The sequence below is a fragment of the Vibrio sp. T11.5 genome (assembly GCF_027587155.1).
Classification (GTDB): Bacteria; Pseudomonadota; Gammaproteobacteria; order Enterobacterales; family Vibrionaceae; genus Vibrio; species Vibrio neptunius.
Genome location: NZ_JAPPTP010000001.1, coordinates 148,050 through 173,539, shown reverse-complemented (window position 1 = coordinate 173,539; position 25,490 = coordinate 148,050). Strand labels below are relative to the sequence as shown.

At 42.9% G+C, this 25,490-nt stretch carries 23 protein-coding genes; 17 read left to right on the top strand and 6 right to left on the bottom strand.

All coding sequences use genetic code 11. The features are described 5' to 3' along the window. Positions 1-35 precede the first annotated feature (35 nt). Positions 36-1,043 (top strand): protein-methionine-sulfoxide reductase catalytic subunit MsrP, encoded by a 1,008-nt coding sequence (gene msrP / locus OH455_RS00785; RefSeq protein ID WP_269979976.1) that lies wholly within the window; start codon positions 36-38, stop codon positions 1,041-1,043. Next, complete coding sequence (gene msrQ, locus OH455_RS00780; RefSeq protein WP_269979975.1) at positions 1,040-1,642, top strand: protein-methionine-sulfoxide reductase heme-binding subunit MsrQ; 603 nt, start codon at positions 1,040-1,042, stop codon at positions 1,640-1,642. The genes msrP and msrQ overlap by 4 nt, the downstream gene beginning before the upstream one ends. A gap of 56 nt (positions 1,643-1,698) precedes the next feature. On the opposite strand, the gene OH455_RS00775 is transcribed toward msrQ, so the two are convergent. Together OH455_RS00775 and OH455_RS00770 are read right to left on the bottom strand one after the other, a co-directional pair. After that, positions 1,699-2,505 carry a phytochelatin synthase family protein gene (locus tag OH455_RS00775; RefSeq protein WP_269979974.1) on the bottom strand — a complete coding sequence of 269 codons (807 nt, stop codon included), beginning with the start codon at positions 2,503-2,505 and terminating at the stop codon, positions 1,699-1,701. A gap of 82 nt (positions 2,506-2,587) precedes the next feature. Further along, entirely contained in the window at positions 2,588-3,502 is a 915-nt protein-coding gene (locus tag OH455_RS00770) for an omptin family outer membrane protease (protein WP_269979973.1), read from the bottom strand. Between the two features lie 803 nt (positions 3,503-4,305). Here OH455_RS00770 and OH455_RS00765 point away from each other — a divergent pair. The 9 genes from OH455_RS00765 (at position 4,306) to tnaA (ending at position 15,049) form a co-directional block, all read left to right on the top strand. Continuing rightward, positions 4,306-5,376 carry a hypothetical protein gene (locus OH455_RS00765; RefSeq protein WP_269979972.1) on the top strand — a complete coding sequence of 357 codons (1,071 nt, stop codon included), beginning with the start codon at positions 4,306-4,308 and terminating at the stop codon, positions 5,374-5,376. 355 nt (positions 5,377-5,731) lie between these two features. Then, complete coding sequence (locus tag OH455_RS00760; RefSeq protein ID WP_269979971.1) at positions 5,732-6,961, top strand: DUF3440 domain-containing protein; 1,230 nt, start codon at positions 5,732-5,734, stop codon at positions 6,959-6,961. Positions 6,962-6,975: 14 nt separating this feature from the next. Next, complete coding sequence (locus OH455_RS00755) at positions 6,976-7,596, top strand: IbrB-like domain-containing protein (protein WP_269979970.1); 621 nt, start codon at positions 6,976-6,978, stop codon at positions 7,594-7,596. Between the two features lie 502 nt (positions 7,597-8,098). Continuing rightward, complete coding sequence (locus tag OH455_RS00750) at positions 8,099-9,346, top strand: aromatic amino acid transport family protein (protein ID WP_269979969.1); 1,248 nt, start codon at positions 8,099-8,101, stop codon at positions 9,344-9,346. Positions 9,347-9,470: 124 nt separating this feature from the next. Continuing rightward, complete coding sequence (locus OH455_RS00745; protein ID WP_269979968.1) at positions 9,471-10,187, top strand: response regulator; 717 nt, start codon at positions 9,471-9,473, stop codon at positions 10,185-10,187. A gap of 21 nt (positions 10,188-10,208) precedes the next feature. Further along, positions 10,209-11,516 carry an ATP-binding protein gene (locus tag OH455_RS00740; RefSeq protein ID WP_269979967.1) on the top strand — a complete coding sequence of 436 codons (1,308 nt, stop codon included), beginning with the start codon at positions 10,209-10,211 and terminating at the stop codon, positions 11,514-11,516. A gap of 82 nt (positions 11,517-11,598) precedes the next feature. Then, positions 11,599-12,375 (top strand): outer membrane protein OmpV, encoded by a 777-nt coding sequence (gene ompV / locus OH455_RS00735; protein ID WP_269979966.1) that lies wholly within the window; start codon positions 11,599-11,601, stop codon positions 12,373-12,375. An 86-nt stretch (positions 12,376-12,461) separates the two neighbouring features. Further along, positions 12,462-13,373 (top strand): VirK/YbjX family protein, encoded by a 912-nt coding sequence (locus OH455_RS00730; protein WP_269979965.1) that lies wholly within the window; start codon positions 12,462-12,464, stop codon positions 13,371-13,373. A 269-nt stretch (positions 13,374-13,642) separates the two neighbouring features. Then, on the top strand, positions 13,643-15,049 hold the full coding sequence (gene tnaA, locus OH455_RS00725; RefSeq protein ID WP_269980328.1) for a tryptophanase: 1,407 nt from the start codon (positions 13,643-13,645) through the stop codon (positions 15,047-15,049). A 33-nt stretch (positions 15,050-15,082) separates the two neighbouring features. Here the strand turns inward: tnaA and OH455_RS00720 are convergent, their stop codons facing one another. Beyond that, positions 15,083-15,328 (bottom strand): hypothetical protein, encoded by a 246-nt coding sequence (locus OH455_RS00720; protein ID WP_269979964.1) that lies wholly within the window; start codon positions 15,326-15,328, stop codon positions 15,083-15,085. A gap of 423 nt (positions 15,329-15,751) precedes the next feature. Here OH455_RS00720 and OH455_RS00715 point away from each other — a divergent pair, with 423 nt between their 5' ends. Beyond that, on the top strand, positions 15,752-16,678 hold the full coding sequence (locus tag OH455_RS00715) for a LysR family transcriptional regulator (RefSeq protein ID WP_269979963.1): 927 nt from the start codon (positions 15,752-15,754) through the stop codon (positions 16,676-16,678). Positions 16,679-16,705: 27 nt separating this feature from the next. Here OH455_RS00715 and OH455_RS00710 read toward each other — a convergent pair whose 3' ends face one another. Together OH455_RS00710 and OH455_RS00705 are read right to left on the bottom strand one after the other, a co-directional pair. Then, on the bottom strand, positions 16,706-17,161 hold the full coding sequence (locus tag OH455_RS00710) for a hypothetical protein (RefSeq protein WP_269979962.1): 456 nt from the start codon (positions 17,159-17,161) through the stop codon (positions 16,706-16,708). Position 17,162: 1 nt separating this feature from the next. Continuing rightward, positions 17,163-17,777 (bottom strand): winged helix-turn-helix domain-containing protein, encoded by a 615-nt coding sequence (locus OH455_RS00705; protein WP_269979961.1) that lies wholly within the window; start codon positions 17,775-17,777, stop codon positions 17,163-17,165. A 778-nt stretch (positions 17,778-18,555) separates the two neighbouring features. On the opposite strand from OH455_RS00705, the gene OH455_RS00700 reads away from it, so the two are divergent. Then, positions 18,556-19,659 (top strand): sugar diacid recognition domain-containing protein, encoded by a 1,104-nt coding sequence (locus OH455_RS00700; protein ID WP_269979960.1) that lies wholly within the window; start codon positions 18,556-18,558, stop codon positions 19,657-19,659. Positions 19,660-19,781: 122 nt separating this feature from the next. Then, complete coding sequence (locus OH455_RS00695; RefSeq protein WP_269979959.1) at positions 19,782-20,918, top strand: glycerate kinase; 1,137 nt, start codon at positions 19,782-19,784, stop codon at positions 20,916-20,918. Positions 20,919-20,954: 36 nt separating this feature from the next. Here the strand turns inward: OH455_RS00695 and OH455_RS00690 are convergent, their stop codons facing one another. Further along, positions 20,955-21,596 carry a 4'-phosphopantetheinyl transferase family protein gene (locus OH455_RS00690; RefSeq protein WP_269979958.1) on the bottom strand — a complete coding sequence of 214 codons (642 nt, stop codon included), beginning with the start codon at positions 21,594-21,596 and terminating at the stop codon, positions 20,955-20,957. A gap of 271 nt (positions 21,597-21,867) precedes the next feature. On the opposite strand from OH455_RS00690, the gene OH455_RS00685 reads away from it, so the two are divergent. The 3 genes from OH455_RS00685 to fhuB are packed head-to-tail and all read left to right on the top strand — an operon-like array spanning position 21,868 to position 25,480. Then, positions 21,868-22,632: an ABC transporter ATP-binding protein gene (locus OH455_RS00685; protein ID WP_206372769.1), complete on the top strand. Its 765-nt coding sequence runs from the start codon at positions 21,868-21,870 to the stop codon at positions 22,630-22,632. Then, a complete protein-coding gene (locus tag OH455_RS00680) occupies positions 22,626-23,507 on the top strand; it encodes an iron-siderophore ABC transporter substrate-binding protein (RefSeq protein WP_269979957.1) in 882 nt (293 codons plus the stop codon). Before OH455_RS00685 ends, OH455_RS00680 begins: the two co-directional genes overlap by 7 nt. Then, a complete protein-coding gene (gene fhuB / locus OH455_RS00675; RefSeq protein ID WP_269979956.1) occupies positions 23,504-25,480 on the top strand; it encodes a Fe(3+)-hydroxamate ABC transporter permease FhuB in 1,977 nt (658 codons plus the stop codon). The genes OH455_RS00680 and fhuB overlap by 4 nt, the downstream gene beginning before the upstream one ends. Positions 25,481-25,490 lie beyond the last annotated feature (10 nt).

Sequence of the window (25,490 nt, the reverse complement as noted above, 5' to 3'; positions counted from 1 at the left end):
CTTGCTCAGTGAGTAAGTCGTATCAGGGGAAGACTATGTGGATAAAGAAAAAACATCGCTGGGCGTTATCTGAAAACGAGGCAACACCGGAGTCGGTGTATAAAGAGCGACGAGACATTTTAAAAAAACTAGGTATTGCTGTCGTCGGTGTGCCGTTGGCGGCGAACTCTCAGGCGGGTGTTTTGGATCTGTTCTCATCAAAAGAGGAGCCTGTTCAAGACCGCCGTATTGATTTATCTGCCTCGAAGCCCGATAAATACCAGGCTGATTTTTCACTAACGCCTGAAGACAAAGTATTGAAATACAATAACTTTTATGAATTTGGTACAGGGAAGTCTGATCCTGCGGAGAAATCAGGTAGCTTTGTTTCCGACCCTTGGAGTGTCAAAGTTGATGGGTTAGTCGGTAATCCGATAACGTTGAACTATGAAGACATCTTCAACAAGTTCACACTCGAAGAGCGCATCTATCGCCTAAGGTGTGTAGAAGCATGGTCAATGAATATACCTTGGATTGGCTTTCCGTTGTCTGAAATCATCAAAATGGCCAATCCGAAGAGTGCAGCGAAATACGTTGCTTTTGAAACCCTTTACGACCCTGAACAGTTCCCCGGCCAAAACTCTTGGGGCGGTAGTATCGATTACCCCTATGTTGAAGGCCTGAGACTAGATGAAGCGATGAACCCGTTAACGCTTATCTCAGTAGGTTTGTATGGCAAAACCTTAGCTCCCCAAAATGGCGCACCTTTGCGCTTAGTTGTGCCATGGAAATATGGCTTTAAGAGTATTAAATCTATTGTGCGTATTCGTTTGACCGATCAAGAGCCACCAACCACTTGGAATAGACTCGCACCCCAAGAATATGGTTTTTATGCCAACGTGAACCCACAGGTCGATCATCCGAGATGGAGTCAGGCTAGCGAGCGTTTTATCGGCGAAGGTAACTTATTTAGCAGCCGCAGACAGCCTACATTGATGTTCAATGGCTATGAAGAAGAAGTTGCACATCTCTACGAGAATATGGACTTAAGGAAGTTCTATTGATGAGGTTGTCTCCGAAGGCGATTACATGGCTGAAGGTAGTTATCCATAGTGTGTCTTTGAGTTTCTTGCTGCTGTTGGTGCTCAAGGCTCTCGCGGGTGATTTAGGTGGAGACCCGGTACAGGGAATCATCCACTACACGGGTATCAGTGCGCTCAATACGTTGATTGCTTCTTTATTGGTCTCGCCATTAGCGAAATGGACCAAGCAAGGGGCGTTAGTCAGAGTCAGACGATTGGTTGGGCTATATAGCTTTTTCTGGGCGGTATTACATTTAGTCGCTTATGCGACGCTGGATCTCGGTTTGGACTGGAGTTTGCTGGCTTCGGAGCTCATCAAACGTCCTTACCTCACCGTAGGTGGAGCTGTGTGGCTGATATTGTTGTCGCTGTCTGTAACATCGCCCAAAGCAATGCAGCGTAGACTGGGAGCAAAATGGCAAAAGCTACATAATTGGGTTTATTTAGCCTTGCTGCTTGCACCGATACATTTCTACTGGTCGGTAAAGTCTGAGGTCACTGAACCAACAATCTATATTCTGATAGCCCTTGTGTTACTTGGGGTTCGTTGGAAGACTCTTAAACAACGATTACTTCGCTAATCTTGTAAGGGAAGTGTTGAAAAGCCAGCAAACCAAACGGTTTGCTGGCTTTTTTATTAGTCCGAGATAATGGCGTAGCCTCGGTATCTGTTGACATCGATTGTATTCATCGCTTTGATCATGCTGGTGGCATCAACCCAATGCCACAGGTAGTCTGCGTTGTTAGGATCTAAAATGAGAAATGAATCCGAACCTCCATCATAAGCAGCCACTGGCGCGTAATGGCCCCCACCTTTTTGCTCGACGCCTTTTCGAGCGTAGTTTACCACCAGATAATGTTCTGGTTGATTCAGTGCCGTGACCATATTAGCCTTAATTGTGTCGATATCGTCAATGTTTTGTAGCTCGTAGCTGACAACTTTAGCTCCATTGGATTTAACCAGATCGACGAATTGAGAAAGCTGCAACCCATAGTCGTTAAACTGGCTGCCTTTCGCGGGCTTGCCTAGGATTTCAATTCTGGATTTCGGTGAGTGGATTAACACGGTGTTTTGAGTATAACGGTGAAATAGGGGAGACCAGCTGACATAGGATTTATCTGAATGTTCGACATTGCCACCGCCATTTGGCAGGTAGCCGGATTCCAATGTTGAGAACTGACTTGAGTCAAATGGAATTTGCTCTGGTGTCCTATCAACACGCAGCGCATTAAGTACCATCGCGGCCGATGCCACACCGCAAAACATTTTGTTTTCTTGCGGTTGGTAGTAAACCGAAAGGCGAGTAAAGTCCGCTTTGTTCTCTGACGACATCAAACGTTCAAAAGAGTCTGGATTGTCCCAATAGACAATAGTTGCCGCCAAGGCGTTGATACTCCAGCCAACAATCAATGTTGCCAGAGACAATTTTATCGCGTGTTTCATAGGGTAGTATTCTGATGAGGGTTATTGGGAAAAATTAATAAGAACGGTGCGATCTCGTGCACCGTTCGTCGTCTCTTTATGACTAAAATGTGTATTTTAGACCAACTGAAATGGTTGAGTTTTGGTTATCCAGACCGGCCCCGTTGGCTACGAAACTAGATACGCCAGTACTATTGTTAACAATGGTGGTATCTGCTCTCGCTTCAGAGTATTTGGTGTAAACATACTCAGCATATAGCTTCATGCTGGGCGTAAACTTGTAGCCGTAATTGAGTGATAACGATAGAAAGTCTGAATCAAAATTACTTTGCTCGTAGAAGGTTAGATTACGCATATTGTGGTGATCGACATCTCTCGCATCTACCCATGGACTCCATTTGAGTTGTACTCCGAAGTCTGATTTATCTAGCGTATATTCTCCCGCTAACCCTAGATATAGCACGCTGAATTCTTGTTTGTAGTCTATGCCCACTACGTTAGGGAACGAACCAACATTCGCCCCATTGTTGTAGGAATACGTGCCACCGATACCATCCCATTGAAAAAGATTATATTGGTAGCCCGCTAGAGCACCGACCTTATAGTTGCTTTGGCTAAGTAACCAGTAGATTGCATTGATGTCTATCTCATGAGCATCTCGTAGCTTAGTATCTGGACTTATAGAAATGTCTGTTGGTGACGACTGATTAGCATTGAGCCAATCGCGATCTTCCATATGAGCATCGCCATCGTCGTTCAATACAGACCAGAAGCTACCTGTTAGAGTCCACTTGTCATTGACGTCCCAAGCGGCCCCTAACTTGATGATCGGGACATTATGAATCTCCCAGTCAAGCTGACTTAGCTTTCTACCTGTACTGCTGCTGTAAACCAGTTCCGTTGATGAGCCATTTAAGACGCCAAAAGATCCTTCTAGCGTGACATTATTCGCATCGTCGGCTGCCATAACACTTGGGGCAAAAGCGAGTGGAATAAGCATCAAAGTTAACTGTTTCATGAATTTTTCCGTACTCCGATATGGCAATAAATTTGCCAAATGATTTAAGGTTGATGAATTCTGCTAGATTATTAGTGTTATTAATCAACAGGGAATTTCGACAGAAGTATAGAAATAGGACGCAAAAAAAATATCAGGTGTTTACCTGATATTGAGGCAGTAAAAAGTGGAGCTCTGATTTATGTTGCATCAACTTTCTTTGTCTCAGAGTTCATTGGCTTTGAATAGCAATGATAAAGATTAAATAGTGAGGAGTACTAAATTAATGAAATTATTAATTTTATTTGCATATCTGTGTAACAAAGTCGCCTGTTCTTGAAAGTCAGTTTTATGCGTGAAGGTAATAGTGACTTTGCAAATCGAATGGAGGTATTCCTAAAGGTCTTGGATCCAAGCTGCTGTTAAAAATAGTGGTATGTTTACGATCGTAAAGTGAGGCTGACTGATTGATTATGCAATAGGTAACTCTGCATTTGATTGTGCTATGATTAAGCATGGTTCTGTTCTGAATTTCGATGACCATTTTGCAACGAAAAATTATTATCATTGTATTTAATTAACTTTTAACACTAAAAGTCATAATAATTTAAATTATTTTAAAATAAATTATAAATTTATGATTGTTTTTATTTAATGTGAAGTTTAAATAAATTAGATCTATTTCTTTAAACTTATAGTGATGATTGTCCTTAATCCTACTTATCCCATTTATTGGAAAAAGATTCTCTCACTAGGATCGTAGATGATAATTAAATATGTTTCTTAATAATATTATAAATAATTTTTTGCAAGTGCATCAGTTGATGCTGTTAGTGTTTTTACTAAGCATCGTGGTTAGCCTATCAGGCTGTGGTGATATCTGGGAACTAGCAAAAAACGAAGTTGATGATCGAAGAGCTGACTATAAAGGTGCCGATACTATAAACATTGTTGATAGTGACATTGTTGGTCGCAACCCCGACAGTGTGAATGCGCCAACACTTTATTATCAATTTACTCGAACATCATTACCACTCAACTCTGCTCCTCATCTTCAAAGGTTTAATCAAGAGCTGTCAGGGAGGCCTTTTCAAATAGAGGTATACCTTCAGGATGGAGATCTTAAGCTGCAAGATGTCACCGATAGAGTGTTATGGAATGTCGTCTCACAAGACTGCAATGGAGAGCCGTGCTATACGATCAACTCAAAAGGTCGATTGATTGCTGGGGCCAAGGGCAAATTTAGTGCTCAAGCTGAATACGATGGGTTGTTCACTCCAGTGATTTTGTTTGAGACGCCAAGAAAGTTGGAAACGTGTGGAGCGGTGGGTAATACCGATAAGGTCGATGACACACAAGAATGCTTACGCATTGTCATGGGCAGTTCTGGGCAAGCATATGGAAAATGGTTTACCGAACCACCTAGGATGAGCGTGATGCGCTACATGTGGTATTCGTCTGATAATACAGTTTACAACTCAGGCTATACGCATGCGGGTTTTACGATCGATGGCGTAAGAGATTCAGGTTCCAATAAATTTGCCCTAATGAGAAATGATGGATACGACCAGAATGCAAAGGACTCTGGTCACGCTATCAAGCTGGATGAATATGGTCAGCATGCCCGCTATTGTGCGGATTTGGCAGAGATAAACTTTAATGGAAGGAGCAACTGGCGAAAGCCTAAAGTTGAAGAACTGACCGAAGTACTCTCCATGTCTATCGGTTCAACGTATGGTTGGCCAGTGTACAATTTTTATTCGTCTGATATGGCATATATTCAGCCGAAATCTAAGGGTGGGCTTCATTTCATTAGTGTCGATGCTCAGACAGGACAGAAGTTCATCTTGCTACCCGAGAAGCGAGCTTACGCAACCTGTGTTTCAGAACCATAAAAAATGGGGTGCAAAGAGTCACCCCAAAAGCATACAGCTAATCTCACATCTAATTCTCCAAACTAGCCAAAGTCTGAAAAGGAAGCGACGACAAACGACGAAAAGTGAGCTATTGCCGTCACCCCAGCAAAGTAAGTTACATTCGCATACAGCCATAGAAAAGTTATTAACTATTATTTATTCTTACAAAGATTATCTAATCGATTAAATAATTATTAATTCATTATTTATTATTATTGTTCTTGTTAAGTTTGTTAAATGGCAAAGGGGCTTTCTCTTAGTTGTTAGCTTCAACCTCTCTTTATTCGCTAAGCGATTAATGCCACACTTATTTATTACTACTGGAATAGAATATATGACTAATTGCAGTACAGGCAACAAAAAACAATGGCTTGATGAGAATGTATTTGAATCCGCGAAAAAAAGAATTTCTTATATTTTCGATCATTTTAATCATTTCTATGTTTCTTTTTCAGGAGGGAAAGACTCTGGTGTGTTGCTTAACTTGGTTATCGAAGAAGGGGAGCGAAGAGGGCGCTTACCCATTGACGTCTTGATAGTTGATTTTGAAGCTCAGTATATGGAGACGGAGCGGTTTATTAGACGAATGATCGGCACCCAAAAAATCCACCCCTATTGGGTATGTTTGCCGATCAGTTTGCGTAATTCGGTTTCTCAGTTTCAACCTAAATGGTTATGTTGGGATCCTGAAAGCAAACAACGTTGGATAAGAGAAATGCCCGATTTAGATGGCGTCGTGAGTAATGAGCACGCGTGGCCATTCTTCTATTCTGGTATGGAGTTTGAAAATTTTGTCTTTGAGTTTGCTCACTGGTATCAGCGATGCAAGTTGGAGCAAATCGCAGTACTGATAGGCCTCAGAGCCGATGAGTCACTCAATCGCTTTAGTACTGTAAAGAATCGCAAAAAAGGAAACTACCAAAATCAATTGTGGACAACAAAAATGCAGCAAGATGTCTTCATGGCTTACCCTATTTACGATTGGAAAGTGTCAGATGTTTGGGTGGCCAACGGGCGTTTTGGCTGGGACTACAATCATATTTACGATTCAATGCAAAAAGCTGGTGTTCCACTTTCTCAACAGCGGCTATGCCAGCCTTTTGGGGATGAACAAAGAAAGGGCCTGTGGTTATATCAAAAGCTTGAGCCAGAAACTTGGTTCAAGTTACTTTCAAGAGTTGAAGGCTGTAACTTTGGAGCTCGTTATACCAAAGAGCAGGGTAGGATTCTCGGCTACTATCGTTTTGAGCTACCAGAGGGTTTTACCTACCGTACTTACAGTAAGTACCTACTGAAAACAATGCCTCCCCACTTGGAGAAGCACTATCGTGAGAGAATATTCAAGTTTTTGTGGTGGTGGCGAAAACACGGCCCGAAAAAAGGGATTCGATGTATTCCTGATTCAGCAGACAGTAAGCTTGAATCAAAAAAACAAGTTCCGAGTTGGAGGAGGATATGTAAAGTGCTGATAAAAAATGACTATTGGTGCCGAGGACTGTCGTTTGGTTACAATCGAAAGGTTGATACTCCCCATAGCAATGTGAGCGTTCGCGATACAATTTAGGGAGGCAGCCTAACATGACCCGTAAAACCAGCGCCTTGTTTGAGCAGGTTAGCCGTTTAAATCAACAACTCGATAACATCGGAACTTGGGTTGAGCTCTACAATAGTATTACATCTTGTCTGTTTGAAACCATTCCAGCACTTCCCCCTGTGTGTAATGTTCGACTATTGTCTGTCAATCACATTGAGTCCAATAGATATAACCCCAATAAAATGGCTCGACCAGAAGGAAAACTTCTAAAGCATTCGATTGCAATAGATGGGTTAACGATGCCAATCATCGTTAACAAGAGAGAAAAAACAGATAGCTATATATTGATCGATGGCTTTCACCGTTTTGAACTATTGAAATCTCATCCTGAACTTCAACCTATTCCTGGTTATGTTCCGTGTGTTGTGTTTCATAAATCATTAGAAAACAGTATGTCGACATCAGTAAGGCACAACATTGCGAGAGGTGTCCATCAGGTTGAGCTTACTTCTAGTTTGGTTATGACACTTCGCCAACTGGAATGGAGCAACGAACGAATATGTCAAGAGCTTGGTATGGACAAAGATGAAGTCTTGAGAATGCAGCAAGTCAGCGGTATAGCGGCTGAGTTCAAAGATCAGCAATTTTCCCAGTCTTGGGAGTGATAAAATTTAATCTAGTTAATTGCTAACCGTGTGTGTACCACTCAATGTCACGTTGTTAGATCAGTAGATGAGGATATTTCTGGCATTTATGAACAAGCATAAATAGGCATGGACCAATTTGGTATCGAGGAAAACGCCAAGATACTGCTACGCGTTTGCGCTCCTGTACTATGAGCCTATTTGGTTTCAGATCAGTGGTTGTCCTCCATCAAAATCGATCGCTTAATTGAAGTAACGCGCTTTTCAACCTGAGTATGTTAGTAAGGATCTAATCATGCAAACGAATTGTCTGCATAAATTTGAATCGAAAATGATTCCCGCCAATTTCGTGAGGGTAGCGTGAATACGTGGTAGAGCAATCGGGTTGGTTAGCTTTTAATTTAATATTTAATTAACAAAAAATTATTTATTTTAACATAAACCTAGGCGCTAGAGTTACATCTCTGGCGCTTCCTTGTTAGGGAGAACCAAAACAAGAAATTGGAAGACTATAGGTGAAAATATGGATTATGTTGAAAGTAGTACTCAAAGTAAAAAGAAGCCATCGGTATTCGGTGGAGCCTGCGTTATTGCTTGTGTTTGTGTCGGGGCAGGGATGTTAGGCTTACCAGCTGCTGGTGCTGGTGCATGGACCGTGTGGTCCGTTGTTGTGCTTTCCCTAACGATGTTGATCATGTCTGCGAGTGGTTGCTTACTCTTAGAGGCACTGAAAGATTATCCTTACCGTTCGTCTTTTTCTACGGTAACCAAAGATTTATTAGGCAAGCATATTAGTATTGTCAATAATCTGATGATCTACTTTGTCGGTGGCATTCTGCTTTACGCCTACATTACCTCATCCGGTTTGATTATTTATGATTATACGGGAATCGAGCCAAAGCTGGCTTCGATATTATTCGTTGCCTGTTTCTCGGTTCTTGTTTGGCATTCGACTAAAATGGTTGATCGAGTTTCGGTCATGCTTATGTTGTTTATGGTGTGTAGTTTTGTTTTTTCTATTACTGGCCTCGTCAACAATATTGATGGTCATATTCTAGTAAGTCAGACACAATTCGCTCAGGGTCAATATATCTTTGCTCTATTACCTATCGCATTGGCCTCATTCGGCTATCACCATACAGTATCAAGCATGAGAGACTATTACATGGAAGAGCGTAAAGCTCAGAAAGCGATTGTGGGTGGAACCTTTATAGCGCTTTGTATTTACGTGATTTGGCTTGTTAGCGTTTATGGCAATATCTCTAGATCTGCGTTTCCTGAAATCATTGCTCAGGGTGGGGACATTAACGTATTACTTCAACACTTCAAAACATCGCTGTCTACTGACGCTCTATATAAGGTCATCAGTGCATTTTCAGCGGCCGCTATTTTGTCGAGCTTCATTGGCGTTGGGTTAGGAGTCTTTGATTTTTTGGCAGACGTTTTCCAGTTCGATGACAGCAACAAAGGTAGAACCAAAATTTGGGCTGTCACCTTTGTGCCTCCACTGATTATTTCGTTACTTTTCCCATTTGGCTTTTTAGTCGCAATTGGTTACGCAGCGGCCGCAGCGGCTGTTTGGGCATGCATTATTCCAGCGATACTCGTCAAAAAAGTGAGACTAAGAACCTCGGTGTTGAGTGAAAAACCGAATCAATACCGAGTGTTCGGTGGTGACTGGTTATTAATTGGTGTTTTGCTTTTTGGTGTGCTGATCATTTCTATCCAAATAGTATCCTCTCTCGGGTGGTTGCCTACTTATGGGAGTTAGCGCCTGTCTCACAATTGAACTATGTTCAAAATAAATTCATTGAGCTCATTTTTGTTGGGGTAATCTTTATAGCTATAAGCTAATATTACTTCATCTCAATTTCAGAACTCTGGTTAAATAGTCGATGAGCTCTTTGCAATCCTTATTTATTGTTGAAGACGACATTAAGCTTCGCTCAATGCTAGAAGAATACTTCATTAAACAAGATTTTGAAGTGACAACGTTCGAAGACGGTAGTAGCGCCGTTGAAGCAGTTATCCAACATCAGCCTGATCTGTTGTTACTTGATTTGATGTTGCCTGGAATGGATGGCCTGACAATTTGTAGACAGATTCGAGCCAACTATTCCGGTAAAGTTCTAATGCTGACGGCAAGTGATGATGATTTTGACCATGTTGCGGCACTGGAAATTGGTGCCGACGATTTCGTCAGTAAACCGATAAAACCACGTGTATTACTCGCTCGTATGAGAATGCTGCTAAGACGAAACTCTCTTGGTGAAGCGTCTACTGATATTGACTCCAAACCATTGAACCAATTGACATACGGTCAGCTCAGTCTCAATCAGGCACGTAAAATCTGTGTTCTTGACGGCGCTCAGGTCAGTATGTCTGACAGCGATTTTGATTTGCTTTGGATTTTGGCTAGTTCTCCGGATGAAGTGTTATCTCGTGATTTTCTAACCCAAACGTTGAGAGGTATCGAGTACGATGGCTTAGACCGTACCATAGACAACAAAGTGGTTAGTCTCAGAAAAAAACTGGATGACAACTCTGCGACACCCAAACGCATCATCACTGTTAGAGGGAAAGGGTATTTGTTTGTACCAGATAGTTGGTGAGGATTTTGAGGATCATGATGTATGCGCCGAATCTACATTGAGGCATTTTTGGGTTTGTTGGTGTTGTTCACGTTGAGTCTGGTGGCATATGAAATCATTATTTATCAGCTCAATACAGACTATGACTATGTTTTAGAAGACTTAGAAGGTGCTGCATTTAGGGATGTCTTAATGACAATTTCTGACCATCAAGGCAAAGATAGTGCTTTGATAGTTTTGAACGAGTTTATTGCCAATACGGCGAAAACGTTGACGGCTTTTCCAAGCTCTGACGTACCACAGGAAGTAAAGAACTATTTCACTAATGACCGTGTTCATCCATTCACATTTTATGACGATGAGCGCGATTTCTGGTTCATGTTGTCATCTCCCGATATTATTTATCGCGTCCAACCTGATGTGAAATCGGCGCTGCGTAAAGCCATAGAGTTTGATGATGATATTCTCTGGGGTTTTATTCTCGGTGGGTTCTTTATTTACAGCTCAGGACTTATTTGGTTCTTAAGCAGGCGGGTCCGTACTCTTGAAGAAGTGACCATGAAATTCGCGAAAGGTGATTTTAACTCAAGAGCGCCGACGGGTAGCAGGCATCGTGTCGGTTCCCTCAATGACAGTTTCAATTATATGGCAGATAAGATATCCGACCTTATAACCAGCAACCGCTCGTTAACAAACTCTATCGCCCATGACTTACGAACGCCTGTTTTCCGCATTCAGTGGCAGGCTGAAATGCTCCAATATGAGAGTCTAACTCAACAGCAGCATGATAAAATAGCCAGTATTATTGAAGATACGGAAGAGATGGAACAAATGGTCGATGAACTTCTCTACTTTGCTAAGGTAGAGCGTCCAGACTCAGTGCTGCATATTGAAGCTATTGAACTCCGTCCGTTTATGCTCGGCCTTACTAATAAAGTTCCTGATGCCAAAGTAAATGTGGTGTCGTTAGAGATTGAAGACAACTTGTTTCTAGAGGCAGACGCCTCTCTGCTAAAGCGGGCGGTTAATAACCTACTTTCGAATGCGTTGCGTTATGCGGATCAGAAAGTCCAGCTCTCTGCGAAGCTAGAGAATGAAACCATCCTACTTACCGTTGAAGATGATGGCCCAGGAATTCCAACGGACCACTGGAACTATATTTTTGACCCCTTCTACAGCGCAGATCCATCAAGAAGTAAAGCTAATACTGGCTATGGATTAGGGCTAGCGATAGTCAAACTGATCGTTGAACGACACGGTGGACGAGCACAAATTGGGGCTAGTTTACTCGGTGGCGCTAAATTTACTCTACAAATTCCACGTTTGTCAGAGGGGCCTGACAAACCGTGACAAAGGAGTGACAAAGTAAAGATATTGTCAGCGAGAATCGTTTTGTACAGTGTTCATAACAAGTTAACACAAGGACAAAACAATGAAAAAGCTAACGATTCTAGTCTCAACTATAGTCGCGGCAACGGCAGCCCAAGCTGCTGGTGATACATATATTCGAAACGGCAACATCTATACCAAAGAAAATAGCTGGATTGCTGAACTTGGCGGCGCTGGAGTGAGCGATCTGTACAAGGATCAGAAGCATAATGCGACAATTCTTGGTAACTTTGGTTACCAAGGTGAAGATTTCAATGCTAGCCTGCAAGGACTCAACTACCGATTCCTTGGCAATACTGGTGATATGTTCAACATGAGTGGCTATTTGGGCACCTCTGGGTTGATGTATGATCATGATACTTCAGACTTCCTGAAAGGTATGGATAAGCGTAAAGCGAGTCTTGACCTTGGTATCAATGCTGACTTCCACTTATCTCAAGGCACAATTTCTACTTATGCTCAGCATGATATTACTGATACTTATGGTGGCTACTTAGCTGGTGTGACTTACTTTTTGCCAATGAGTGTCGGTAGTATGGACTTAGTCCCATTTGCTGGTTTGACTTATCAAAGCAAAGATTATGTCGACTACTACTTTGGTGTGAAAAACAAAGAAGCGACCCAATCTCGCAAGGCATATGAAGGAAGCGGTGATGTTTCTTACAATTTAGGTTACAAGCTTATCCTACCGATTAATGACAGTTGGGAGCTTACACAAACAACGGCTTACACTCGCCTTGGCGACAATATTGCGGACTCTCCAATTGTAGATAGCGCCAACCAGTGGGCTGTCGGTGCTACTGTTGCATATCGTTTCTGATCTTAGTGACTGTCTATAAAGGCCTGACGGAATGTCAGGCTGACTTACTCTGTTTTTAATCGATGCTTCTCAGTATTAGTGAATTTATGTCTGTAAACTATTTCCATTTCCTGAAATCCCTCCCTCGCGTTGCTGAGAGTGTGTACCCAGAAATTCGTGGATTAAAAAAACTTCGTTATAACGGTCGTTTTTGTTTGTGGTCAATGTTTAAACCCAATGTGCTTCAACAAATGCAGCAGTTGTTTGAACAGCCTGAATTTCGTCCCATCAAAGAGACCAACCCGAGGATGTTTGAAAAGCCTTTAAAGCCATTTGTTTGTCTAAAGTGGCGCCCTCATCAAAGGGCGGCAAAAATCTATGAGCATTTTCAAACTCTGCACCTAATGTATGGAAGCGCATTCCTCGACTTTTATTCTGAAGAGGGGTGGTGTTTGATGATGGTAAATAATTGCAGATTAATGCTGTGTGCGGGTCCCGAAAGGGAGGGATCTTTGGCGTTAAAATTGGTCGATGAAAACAAACATGACCTATTCACTTTAGCCTTCAATATTTCGTCTTCACCAAAACGCGAGATTCATATTGGAGCCTTGCAAGGCCCTGGTGACCACATTGCCGATCGTGGCGAAATTATTAAGGGTTTGACGAAAAGAATGTATGGGCTGCGTCCCAAAGCACTTATGCTTGAAGTGCTTTTGATACTAGCACGGGAATGGGGTGTTGAATCGGTGTACGGCATTACAAATAAAGGCCATGTATACCAAGCGTTGAGATATATAGGTTCTAAGCGTTCCAGTATCACGTACAACTATTCTGAATTATGGGCAGAATATGGTGGAGTAGAGGTTTCAAAGTACTTGTATCAGCTACCTCTGCACCCTGCCCGAAAGGATCCCAATGTACTGAAGAAAGCTAAGCGACGCTTATATACTAAACGCTATGCTTGGCTTGAAGAAACCCAAGTTGCAATTCAGGAACGTCTTGGTAGGTTAGTGTGCTGATTGAAGGAAAGCGTACAATACCAAGTGAATATCGGGCTCACTAACGACTGATATTAGTTTCAGTCAGGCTTGGCAATTTCGATGATTTAAGAATTATTTACATATAACTTACTCTTCTGATTTCGCTTCCGACCCTATGTTTGAGTTAGCGGCTAAAGGATATGCAACTTAGTCGCTTAAATAACTAAAAACATAAACAGAAGGTAATTCTTATGCCAAATCGAATAGAATCTTGTAAAGCGCAGTGTGTAAAGAGCACTGACCAACGTATGGACTACATGCCTGAACCCTATCGGATCCGAGTAGTTGAACCTGTACGTAAAACAACGCGTCAAGAGCGAGAAGAAGCTTTAAAAAGAGTTGGCTACAATCCGTTTTTACTGGATAGCGACTACGTATTTATTGATCTTCTCACTGATAGTGGAACTGGCTCTGTGACCCAAAACATGCAGGCAGCGACACTGAAAGGTGATGAAGCATACAGTGGCAGCCGAAGCTATTTTGTGTTGAAGGAAGCAGTAGCGGATATTTTTGGATATCGACATACTATTCCAACTCACCAAGGACGGGGCTCTGAGCAGCTTTATGTGCCAGCATTAATCAACAAACGTGAGCGAGAAAAAGGTTTAGAGCGACAGCATATGGCTGCGATCTCAAACTATTTCTTCGATACCACCCAAGGTCATACCCAACGACATGGTTGTAGAGTGGTCAATGTTCCGACAGAACAAGCGTTTGATACATCAGTAGAAGCGGATTTTAAAGGCAACTTTGATATTGAAAAGCTGGTCTTTTCTATAGAGGACATTGGTGCCCAAAATGTCCCCTACATTGTGAGCACTATTACCTGTAACTCTGCGGGTGGGCAGCCTGTCTCTATCGCTAACCTAAAAGCCGTTTATGAAATTGCAAAAAGTTATGACATACCTGTTGTAATGGATTGTGCAAGGTTCGCAGAGAATGCTTACTTTGTGAAACAACGTGAAGCAAAATTCAAAGATTGGACCATTGCCGAGATCACGCGTGAATCGTTTCAATACGCAGACATCTTATCAATGTCGGCAAAGAAAGACGCTATGGTTCCTATGGGCGGTCTGTTGGGTTTCAAAGACGATCGGTTGTCTGATGTTTTCCAAGAATGTCGAACGTTATGCGTCCTACAAGAGGGATTTCCGACATATGGTGGCCTTGAAGGCGGAGCTATGGAGCGATTGGCTGTGGGTCTCTATGACGGCATGCGTGAAGAATGGCTGGCGTCTCGACTACAGCAAATTCGTTATTTGGTTGATGGACTGGAAAGTCTGGGGATCGAGTGCCAACAAGCTGGGGGACATGCTGCTTTTATCAATGCGAGCAAGATCTTACCTCATATTCCGTCGGATCAATTCCCCGGCCATGTTTTAGCGTGTGAGCTATTCAAGACCGCAGGAATACGTGGCGCTGAAATTGGTTCGCTACTGCTGGGCAGAGATCCAGAAACTGGAGAGCAATTGCCTTGTCCAACGGAACTACTTCGGCTTGCTGTGCCGCGGGCAACATACACTCAAGCGCATCTCGATTATGTGATTGATGCCTTCAAAGAAGTGAAAGAAAGAGCGCCAAGTATGACTGGCTTAAAGTTTACCTATGAACCTCCTGTTTTGAGGCATTTTAACGCAGAGTTCGAGCCAGTATAGATAACAACAGCCGGCCATGAGTCGGCTTTTATTTTAATCGATGATCATATCGCGGTGTTGCAACGCAACTCTAAGATAAACGTTATTGGATAGCCCCTCCAGATATTTCAAGGCTGGGAAATTGACTCTTATAGAGAGTTCCTGCCCTCCAATACTGTGCTTGATGACAGACCATTTCAATGCTGGAAGGTTGGCGACTGAGTGACATTGAAAATAAAGTCTGTCACACCGGACAAATAGGACTTTGTGCTGTCCAACAGTACGTACTGCGTAAGCCAATTAAGCCACCTAACTATTGCATAAAAGGCCAAAGATAAACCCAACTTTGACTCCGCATGTCACTAAAATGGAACTGTTTGATGTAAAAGTGAACCACGACTTGGACAGTAAGACAGGCTTTTTATTTCGCATGGCAAGATAGGTAGAATGAGTAGGTCCGAAGAATATCGTTGTTTAAGTGTTGGCGATGCATGACAACCTGTGTATCGTTTACTGATGTCCACGGAACAGGTACTCGGTTTATATTTCGGCAATGAAGATTAAGCAGTGCTAAACCTAGATACAGATATAGCGAATATCCAGACCTACAGGGTGTGTTTAAAATTCACCATGGGGTTACCTTACGTGGTTTTCGATTTTTATAATAATCACTTAAAAAATGCTCTATTTTTTACCAAAACTAAAACAATGGTGAGAGAGAAAATGGATAAGTTGGCGGATATGGAGTTGTTCACCCTGATTATAAAGCATCAAGGGTTAGCAAGTGCAGGTAGGGAGATGGGGTTGTCGCCGGCAAGTGTAACAGCAAGGCTTCAAGCCCTTGAAGAAAGGCATGGCGTAAAGCTTCTCAACCGCAGCACTCGCCATGTTGCTTTAACAGATTCTGGTCACAGCTATTATGATTCTTGCTTGCAGATATTAGAAAGTGTTCGTGAAGCAGAAGCAAAATTGCAAAACACGGTCGTTCAGGTGGAAGGACTAATCCGAATTTCAGCCCCCAAAGATATTGGAAAGCAGTTTGTGATGCCCGCTATCGATACCTTTCAGCGCCTATATCCCAAAGTTGTGCCTCATCTATTGTTACATGATAATTTATCTAGTTTGTCGGAAAGCAACGTCGATGTTCAGATTCGTTATGGTTCTCCTCCAGATAGTGGAATGATTGCCAGAAAACTGGCTGTCAGCGAGCGTGTATTAGTTGCTTCTCCTGCTTATATTGACCGTTTCGGTTTGCTGAGTGACCCTCAACAACTTCAGTTACACCAATGTTTATCTTTACTGCGCAACGAACAGGAAATGAAGCTGTGGTACTTTCAGCATAGAGAGTCCAAGTCGAGTTTGTCCCAGCAAATATCGAGCTTTCGTTGCTCGGATGATGGTGAGGTAATACGTTGCTGGGCTAGGGAAGGCGCTGGTATTGCGCTAAAATCGAGATTAGATATTGAAGCTGATGTTAGTGCGGGGAGATTGCGCGTTCTGTTACCAGACTTTCGCGTCGACTTTAAACCCATCTCGTCTGTGAATGACTCTGAACTTTATGCTGTATATCGTGACCGCAATTATCAACCTAAACGCCTCACATTGTTTCTCGAACACTTGATGGTCGCTTTTTCTGGCGAAGCAGGGTAATCCGCCACCCTGCTAAACGTACGGGTGTTACCCCCAGAAATCAAGCTTCCCTTCAATTTGTCCTTTGTGAATGTAGAAGCGTGGAAAAGACTGAAATATATAAATATCATTACCTTGGCGTATCAAGCGGTAGAACAAAAAACTATAGCCGGAAGATATTTGATTGTAGTGGTCATTGGTGTCCTCTTGTTTGTCATCAATGAGCTTTGTCCTTGAGTAAACGAAATAGATCGTTTGCTCACCAATTCTCAATTGTCTCGCTTCAACTTTCCATTTAGATAAGAAGTTCCCTTGCTGGTCTTGCTTGGTTTGTAGAGCGACGACCTTGCCTCGGTAGCAGGTCATAAAAACGTCTCTGTCATCGTCTGGAACATGCAGACTGATTGAATACTGGCAGGTCGAGCCGTTCAAGAAAGCGTATGAAATAACGAGCAATAGTGCTCCAGCAGCGATGAAGGAAATAGATACGAGCTTTTTGACCACTTTACTCTACCTCCATAAGGCCAGATTGTGACGAGTAAAAATAACGACCTGACTTGTTGTTCATTATTTGAGGATTGAAGTCCTCCCCCTCAATAGTACACACAGTGGTTTGACTGTCTGTATAGCAATCAAGATTCACCCACGAGAAAGCAATATAGAAAATGCTATAAACAGTAACTATAGTCGATATAAAGCATAGGTATAGTTTGACTTTTGATATAGATCCTGAGATTCCGAGGTTAATATTATTGCTTTCTTCTTCAATAGGTTCCAATGTCGGTTCATGTTCAGATAAATCTAGGCGATAACCTTTCCTTGGAACATTGACGATTTTTATGTTGTCCATCTCCAGGACTTTTCTTAAGTTTGTGATGGCTACGGGGAGAGAATTGGGACCAATAATATCTGGTCTTCCCCACGCTTCAGAAATTAAGTCATCTTTGCTTACGACGCTATCTTTTTCAGTAATCAGTTTCTTTAATACGCTACTCTCTGGTAGAGTGATAGAAAAGGACTTGTTTGTATCTAATACTATTTCCGCACCTGTGTCGCTTCGACAGAGAACGCAGTTACCAATAGGAATACGAAAACTGTCTATATAATATTGTTTTGTCATATTTTTTCCTTTTAAAGTAACATGTATTAATCGTATTTATCATTTTATGTTCTAGTTATTATTTTGATAAATGAAGAGTAATTTATATCTAAATTAGTATAATTATGTACTTGTTTAGTGATCTGGTGCACAATCATAGCGCTATACTTAAACAGACTTTGTAACGGTATGTAGATCTTATTTGCGGTATTTCTGACTTATTTACGACAAACTGCTTAAAAATAGGGCTTCGGAAATGGGGGAAAGAAATGAAGCCCCTTAAAAACTATACATATTTTAATTATTTAAACGTCTTGAAGAAATGATGTTACAGAAAGCGTATTTCCTCCTTTTTCAATTAAATAGTTTTGCATCCATGAAACATCATCTTTTAGCAATTTAAACGTGCAGTGTACATTTGCACCTGCAACGAGTTTATTATCACACATATCCAGAAATGACTGAGTAGAACGGCATATTAGAGTTTTCATTGTTTTTAACCTATTTAAAAATCAATGTTTGATATATTAATTTTTGAGGGCGTTATTGTTATTAAAATATGATTAATTTATATGTATTTAGCTTTGTTGAGGTCTTTAAACACCAAAATTATGTCGTAAAACAGGCAATCAAAACTGATGAATCTTCGTTTTGGTAGGAAATCAAACCAGTACAAGCGCCGAGAGGGGGGCGTTTGTCACTTTTTTGCAAAACAATAAAAATCTTGTAGGAGCAAAGTTATAGATCTGTCAGACTCTCTCAAATACAATTACAAATATAAGAGAGTTCAGGGAAGATCATGCTAGATGCTCAACTCGCTCAACGAATTGTTGATCGCACAATGCCGATTATTGGCTACAACATTAATGTGATGAACAATGCAGGTCTTGTGGTCGCAAGTGGAGAAAGCTCGCGTATTGGTCAGACACATGATGGGGCATTGTTGGCATTAAGCAGAAAAGCTTCAGTCGAAGTGACCACTGAAGATTGTAAACTTCTCTCTGGCGTTAGACCCGGTGTTAACCTTCTGCTCAAACATAAAAATACTATTCTAGGTGTGGTTGGTATCACTGGGGAACCCAATCAGATTCGTGGTATGGCTGAACTTGTAGCAATGACGGCTGAACTTATCATCGACCAGGCGGATTTGATGGAGAAAGTTCAACGTGATAGACGATATAGAGATGAGTTCATATTGGCCTGTCTTGCAGGGCGCCTTTCTCCTTGCGAAATGCGAGATGGGGCTGAACAAATCTCGGTGGATCCGAGTAGCTCATGGGATCTGCTCCTTGTCGAAATGCCTACTCAAGACAGTTCCACAGTAACACTCACAGAACGTCTTTATAAAAAGCCGGGTCATCACCTTTGTGCACATTTGTCAGCACGCCATTTAATCATCTTTGTTCCAACAGAACAGCCTTTAAGCTCGGATAGCGTGAATGAGTGGTTTCACTGGTTAGAGCAAACACCATGTCGAAATTTAAAGGTATCAACGGGTAAGTTTGCTCACAGTCTTGAGGAATGGCAAACTGGTTACCAGTCTGCGCTTCAGGTAATGAAAATAGGGAAAGCGGCGCGTCCTAAGGACACGGTGTACCTTCTCGATGACTATCAGTTGCCTGTTTTGTTAGCGCCATTGCATGGAACCTGGCAGGGAAAACAACTGTCACAAATGACAGAGATGTTGGCCGAACATGATAAATCAGGCCAGCTTACCGCGACCTTGGAGGCCTACTTTGATGCTAATGGCAGCGCAAATGGTACGGCATCTAAATTGTTTATCCATCGGAATACTCTGAAATACCGTTTAGACAAGATCACTGAAATCACAGGATTTGAAACAACAGATTTCTCTCATATGGCGCAGCTTTATTTGGCCATTCAACTTGGTAAACTTAATTGAATTGTGCATTTTAACCATAAATAAGTTTAATTTAATTTATTTTGTTGTGTGTTTGCACAATGACTCAGCGCTGGCTTTGTTGCATAATTTCTGTCGTCGGTAGTAGAAAGGATTAAGCCAGTATGAAGATTGTGATTGCACCAGACTCATTTAAAGAAAGTTTGACCGCAGTAGAAGTGGCTCAATCAATACAGATGGGATTGGAAAGAGTATGGCCTGATGCTGAGTTTGTAAAAGTGCCAGTGGCAGACGGCGGCGAAGGAACGGTTCAATCTTTAATAGACGCTACATCAGGACAAAAAGTGTTCACTGAAACAACAGGACCATTGGGTGAGACTGTGCAAGCTTGTTATGGTGTGCTGGGTGACGGCAAAACCGCGGTGATCGAAATTGCAGAGGCAAGTGGCTTACACCTTGTTCCTGCAGAAAAGCGAGACCCTAAAATTACATCTAGCTTTGGTACCGGTGAACTGATTAAGCATGCGTTAAGTCAAGGTATTAGTAGACTAATTGTCGGATTGGGTGGCAGTGCGACTAATGATGCTGGTGCAGGAATGCTTGCTGCATTAGGCGTTACCTTTATAGATAAAACAGGTGAAGAGTTTGTGCCTGTTGGCGGTGCAAGCCTAGCAAACTTAGCAAGGGTTGATACTTCCGAGCTGGATCCGCGACTACACCAATGTGAGGTCGTCGTCGCATGTGATGTAGACAACTCTCTTTGTGGTGCTCTAGGTGCATCCGCTGTCTTTGGGCCACAAAAAGGGGCAACTGAGCAAGATGTGACCTTGCTGGATCAATCTTTAGAGATTTTTGGCCAAGTAACAGAAAAAAATGTTGGTATTGATGTGCTTACTGCGGCTGGTGCTGGTGCAGCTGGTGGAATGGGCGCGGCTTTGCTTGGCTACGCAAATGCGGTTTTAAAACCCGGCATAGAGATTGTTTTAGATACGGTTAAGCTAGAATCGAAATTGATTGGTGCAAACTTAGTGATCACTGGTGAAGGCAAAATTGATGACCAAACGGTTCATGGAAAAACTCCTGTGGGTGTAGCGAAACTCGCTAAGCAATTTAATCTTCCCGTTATCGCCATAGCAGGATGTACCGGAAATCATTTTCAAGCGGTCTACGAGCATGGTATTGATGCTGTTTATGCCTGTTTGCCTAGACCAATGTCACTGCAAGAGGCGTTTCATGAAGCGGCAAGTAATCTAGCCAACGTTGCAGAAAATGTGGCTCGGACTTATCAGATAAGTCATTAGGTTGAGCCAATACGGCAGTTTCTAGCACTGCCGTCTTTATTCCGCTACTTTAGATAGACAAATCACACACTGTTGAAACCATGTATAACGACTTTCCAAAGTCCTAGAAACTCCCTTCGAAATCAGATACTGGTTCGATTCGAACATTAAACAGTGCTCACCACTTTTCACTAATCGAACAACATCGAACTCAAGGATCTCCTCAACTTGAGGGTAGATCGCTTTGTAGAGTGCTTCTTTCGCTGAAAACAATAAAGTGACCGCTTCATTGCGACTCAGGCCCGTTTGAACGAGCAAGTTTATCTCTTGTTCTCGCGCAATAAATGAGTGGGTATCTTGCACTTCTTGACTTGAAAGGAGACGTTGGATATCGACGCCAATATGATGGGCCGCCAGCTTTTCTTTCCTCTCAACCACTGAAACCGCGTAGTTTTCACTGTGGGAAATTGAGCCGTGAAGATGAACTGGAAAATCGGGAGAACGATCCAAGTTTATGCCTATTTTATATGACTCCCCAAGACGAGTGAGAGCATTTTGGGTGGCAACGCGGCCTGCGACAAACTCAGCTTGTCGTGAAATATTCGCCTTCTGGATGGAGTAGGGTAGCGTCTCAACTGGGTAACGTGACTTAGGGAAGAGTGACTTGTCATAGGCCACGATGAAGACAATCAGCTCCATTTGATTAACCGTAAAGGGTATGCTTGAGAGTCTTTGCAGCCAGCTTGGTTTACTTTTAGAATTTTCAATCAGCGTGTTCATTTCTTAAATCTGCAACTCTTAAACCAATATACGGCCTTATATATCAGACAAATACCTTACCAACTGTGGATATAATTGCAAATGAAAATGGTTTGCATTTGTCTATTTACTGTTATATAACTTCCGTCTTGTTAATCAGTCGTTTTTTATTGATTAACCCTATGTAAAAAGAGAGTTTAAGGGACAGGATATGCTCGAAGCTAGAAAACTAGCATTTAGCGTTGGCGGCAGAGATTTGTTGTCAGACTTTGATATGAATTTTGAACCAGGCAAGATTTACGCTCTTGTTGGTCACAACGGTTCAGGTAAATCAACGCTACTTAAGCTTCTTGCACAGCAGCAACAGTCCACCAGTGGTGATGTTTTGCTGCAAGGAAAATCAGTTTCGAAGTGGTCTGATAAGAAATTCGCACAGAAAATTGCATACCTTCCTCAACATTTGCCTGCTACTGATAGTCTATCAGGAAAAGACCTAGTGAGTTTTGGTCGCTACCCATGGCACGGCTTACTTGGACGTTTAGGTTCGCAAGATAAAGCATTCATTCAACAAGCGATGCAGATGACGGATACTGAAAAGTATGCAGACCGATTGGTTGATACTTTGTCTGGGGGAGAACGTCAGCGAGTGTGGTTGGCTATGCTCTTGGCTCAGAGGACTCAATATCTGCTTTTGGATGAACCCTTGTCAGCGCTAGACATTGCTCATCAAGTAGAAATGCTTGAGCTAATAAAGAAATTGGCCACTGAACTCGAATTAGGCGTTCTTATCGTGATACACGATATCAATATGGCAGCTCGTTTCTGCGACCATATCGTGGCACTTCACAGCGGGGAGATGATAGCGCAAGGTCCGGTATCTGAGGTGTTCAACGAACAGCAGTTAAACGATATTTATGGCATCGAAATGCAGATCACCGATCACGCTGCTGGCTATCCGGTTGCCATGCCATGCTAAACATTAAACGAACGATAATCGCAGGTATTACTGCATTGACTGTCGTAATGCCAGCAATGGCTGGTTCAAGTCCCTCACAAGATAAGTTGCGAGTGATGTCCATTGACTGGTCTCAGACTGAAACCATGATCGCTCTCGGAGTTAACCCAGTTGCGTCGGCCCAGCAATCCGATTACAACGACTGGGTGAGAAGTCCGAAAATACCAGATGGGACCGTGGACGTTGGCTTGCGCACTCAACCTAATCTAGAAAGATTATCTGAACTGAACCTAGACACCATATTCCTTTCTCCCCGTTTCGCCTCGCTTGAGACCCAACTGTCTCGTATTGCGCCGGTAAAAATTCTTGGTTTGTATAAAGTGGGTGAAGTTAACTGGGATGCTGTAACGGATTTTACACGTCGTATGGCAAAAGAGGTTAATGCTGATAAGCAAGCTGAACAGCTTATCGCTAATAGTGAAGCTCAGTTAGATGACCTCAAGGCAGTGCTGCCAGACAACCTGCCTCCAGTGCTTTTAGTACAGTTCATGGATACCAAGCATGTTCGAGTATTTGGTGAGAACAGCATCTATAAAGTGGCATTGAATCAATTAGGTATTCAAAATGCTTGGGACAAAGCCACTAACGCATGGGGTTTTGCCCTCACAGGTTTGGATAAGTTACAGGGTATTGATGCCCAATTTATCGTCATAGAACCTCTTCCTGCTGGTGTGACTGAGCATTTAGCTCAAGACCAGTATTGGCAATATTTGATTGAACAAACAGGTCGTCCAGTCATCACAGTGAAACCGACATGGAGTTTTGGTGGATTACCTTCAGCGATGCGTTTCGCTAATTTGGTCACCTCTGCACTGAATGAGGAGGTCACCCGATGAGAATCTTATCTCTAAGTCTTGTTGCGATACTCTCGGTATTTATGCTGACAATAGCAGGCTTCCAATTGAATGCTTCGGGCAATTTTTCAGCAGGCGTGAATAGCCTTTTCCAAGCAGATTGGATGTCGCCAGAATCGGTTAGATTACACTTAACTTGGTGGCCTAGATTTTTCACGACACTGATTGCAGGTGCGGCGTTGGCTGCTGCTGGTGTACTAATGCAGCAAGTATTGCGCAACCCTTTGGCGTCACCATCCACTTTAGGCGTGGCAAGCGGTGCCAGTTTTGCTCTGATGATGGCAACCTTGTATGCCCCTTGGTTACTGACATTTTCTAAATCACTGATTGCTTTGCTTGGTGGCGTGGGAACAATGGCACTGGTGTTTGCACTGTCATGGCGTCGTGCTCTGTCACCGACAGTTGTGGTGGTGTCGGGTTTGGTCATTAACCTCTATTTCGGCGCCGTCAGCACTGTCCTGTTGATGATGAATCAAGATAAGCTAGCAGGCTTAATGATTTGGGGGGCGGGCTCACTCGTCCAGACAGGGTGGTCAGATATTGCTTACCTCGCGCCAAGGCTTGGGTTAGCGATTGGTATTTCATTCTTATTCGTTAAGCCGTTAACCTTGTTGGAATTATCTGAAGAAGGCGCGAAAAGTCTTGGCGTGTCTTTGGCGAAGCTGCGCGTCATATGTCTTGGTCTCGCAGTCTTACTGACATCATGGGTGGTTGCTAAAGTCGGGGTGATCGGCTTTGTAGGCCTCGCTGCTCCAGCAATTGCTCGCGCAACCGGTGTACATCGTCTTGTGCCTAAGTTAATCGTCTCCATGCTGTTAGGTGGTTTGCTATTAACGCTTACGGATCTGCTTATCCAGCAGCTGCCAGGTATTGCCGCTATGATTGTGCCAACTGGTGCCGCAACTGCTGCATTAGGTGCTCCTCTCTTATTGTGGTTACTGCCAAGGTTGTCGATGCGCAGCCAAACCGAGACGCAAACGGTCATGACACGTCACAGTGAGCGTGTGAAGAGCCTTAATCGTCATGCCATTGCATTGATTGCGCTCGTTATTCCAGTGGCTCTATTTATCTTTAGTACCACTTCCATTCAAAGCTCCGGTTGGCAGTGGCTAGTGTTCTCTGGCGAGTGGGATTTGCTCGAGTGGCGTTGGCCCCGACTTGTTGCCGCAGCTTTAGCAGGTGTGATGCTGGCTACCGCAGGTACTGTGATCCAGCGTTTAAGTGGTAACCCGATGGCGAGCCCTGAAGTGATTGGCATCAGTTCGGGTACCGCTTTGGGTTTGATCATTGCCATGTTCTCTGGCATTGGCGTTAGTCTCGTTGGTTTGTATATAGGTGGACTTGTAGGCGCAATGGCGTCGCTGTCTGTGATTGTTCTTTTGAACCGCAAGTCTGGTTTCCAACCAGAACGTGTGCTGCTAACCGGTGTTGCTATTACTGCTCTGATGAATGCGGTACAAAGCTTCGTGTTGGCGGGCGGTGACCCCAGGAGCTACCAAGTCCTAGCTTGGCTTTCTGGCTCAACGTACTATGTTACAGAGGCGACCTTACTTCCGTTAGCTGTTGCGACTTTTGTGCTTGTTGGGTTCAGTTTCTTAACGTCTCGCTGGCTGGACATTTTGCCTTTGGGAGAGGCCAGCTCTCGTGCACTTGGAGTTAGAGTAGGGCGGGCGAGAGGTTTACTATTGCTGCTGGTTGCATTGCTGACAGTTAGTGCCACTCTCGTTGTGGGCCCATTGAGTTTTATCGGTTTGATGGCACCACATCTCGCTCGTTTTTTTGGTTTTAGCCGAGCAAGAGAACATCTGTTTTGTTCAGCGCTTGTTGGTATGGGATTAATGCTTCTGGCTGATTGGCTAGGACGCCAAATATTGTACCCACAAGAAGTCCCAGCCGGTTTGGTGGCGTCTTTGATTGGCGGCATGTACCTGATGTGGGGGCTTCGCAGGCTCTAAATTATAGTGA

Coding starts and splice junctions, on each gene's coding strand:
- msrP (WP_269979976.1), top strand. CDS start 36: ATGTGGATAAAGAAAAAACATCGCTGGGCGTTATCTGAAAACGAGGCA.
- OH455_RS00775 (WP_269979974.1), bottom strand. CDS start 2,505: ATGAAACACGCGATAAAATTGTCTCTGGCAACATTGATTGTTGGCTGG.
- OH455_RS00770 (WP_269979973.1), bottom strand. CDS start 3,502: ATGAAACAGTTAACTTTGATGCTTATTCCACTCGCTTTTGCCCCAAGT.
- OH455_RS00765 (WP_269979972.1), top strand. CDS start 4,306: ATGCTGTTAGTGTTTTTACTAAGCATCGTGGTTAGCCTATCAGGCTGT.
- OH455_RS00760 (WP_269979971.1), top strand. CDS start 5,732: ATGACTAATTGCAGTACAGGCAACAAAAAACAATGGCTTGATGAGAAT.
- OH455_RS00755 (WP_269979970.1), top strand. CDS start 6,976: ATGACCCGTAAAACCAGCGCCTTGTTTGAGCAGGTTAGCCGTTTAAAT.
- OH455_RS00750 (WP_269979969.1), top strand. CDS start 8,099: ATGGATTATGTTGAAAGTAGTACTCAAAGTAAAAAGAAGCCATCGGTA.
- OH455_RS00745 (WP_269979968.1), top strand. CDS start 9,471: ATGAGCTCTTTGCAATCCTTATTTATTGTTGAAGACGACATTAAGCTT.
- OH455_RS00740 (WP_269979967.1), top strand. CDS start 10,209: ATGCGCCGAATCTACATTGAGGCATTTTTGGGTTTGTTGGTGTTGTTC.
- ompV (WP_269979966.1), top strand. CDS start 11,599: ATGAAAAAGCTAACGATTCTAGTCTCAACTATAGTCGCGGCAACGGCA.
- OH455_RS00730 (WP_269979965.1), top strand. CDS start 12,462: ATGTCTGTAAACTATTTCCATTTCCTGAAATCCCTCCCTCGCGTTGCT.
- tnaA (WP_269980328.1), top strand. CDS start 13,643: ATGGACTACATGCCTGAACCCTATCGGATCCGAGTAGTTGAACCTGTA.
- OH455_RS00715 (WP_269979963.1), top strand. CDS start 15,752: ATGGATAAGTTGGCGGATATGGAGTTGTTCACCCTGATTATAAAGCAT.
- OH455_RS00705 (WP_269979961.1), bottom strand. CDS start 17,777: ATGACAAAACAATATTATATAGACAGTTTTCGTATTCCTATTGGTAAC.
- OH455_RS00700 (WP_269979960.1), top strand. CDS start 18,556: ATGCTAGATGCTCAACTCGCTCAACGAATTGTTGATCGCACAATGCCG.
- OH455_RS00695 (WP_269979959.1), top strand. CDS start 19,782: ATGAAGATTGTGATTGCACCAGACTCATTTAAAGAAAGTTTGACCGCA.
- OH455_RS00690 (WP_269979958.1), bottom strand. CDS start 21,596: ATGGAGCTGATTGTCTTCATCGTGGCCTATGACAAGTCACTCTTCCCT.
- OH455_RS00685 (WP_206372769.1), top strand. CDS start 21,868: ATGCTCGAAGCTAGAAAACTAGCATTTAGCGTTGGCGGCAGAGATTTG.
- OH455_RS00680 (WP_269979957.1), top strand. CDS start 22,626: ATGCTAAACATTAAACGAACGATAATCGCAGGTATTACTGCATTGACT.
- fhuB (WP_269979956.1), top strand. CDS start 23,504: ATGAGAATCTTATCTCTAAGTCTTGTTGCGATACTCTCGGTATTTATG.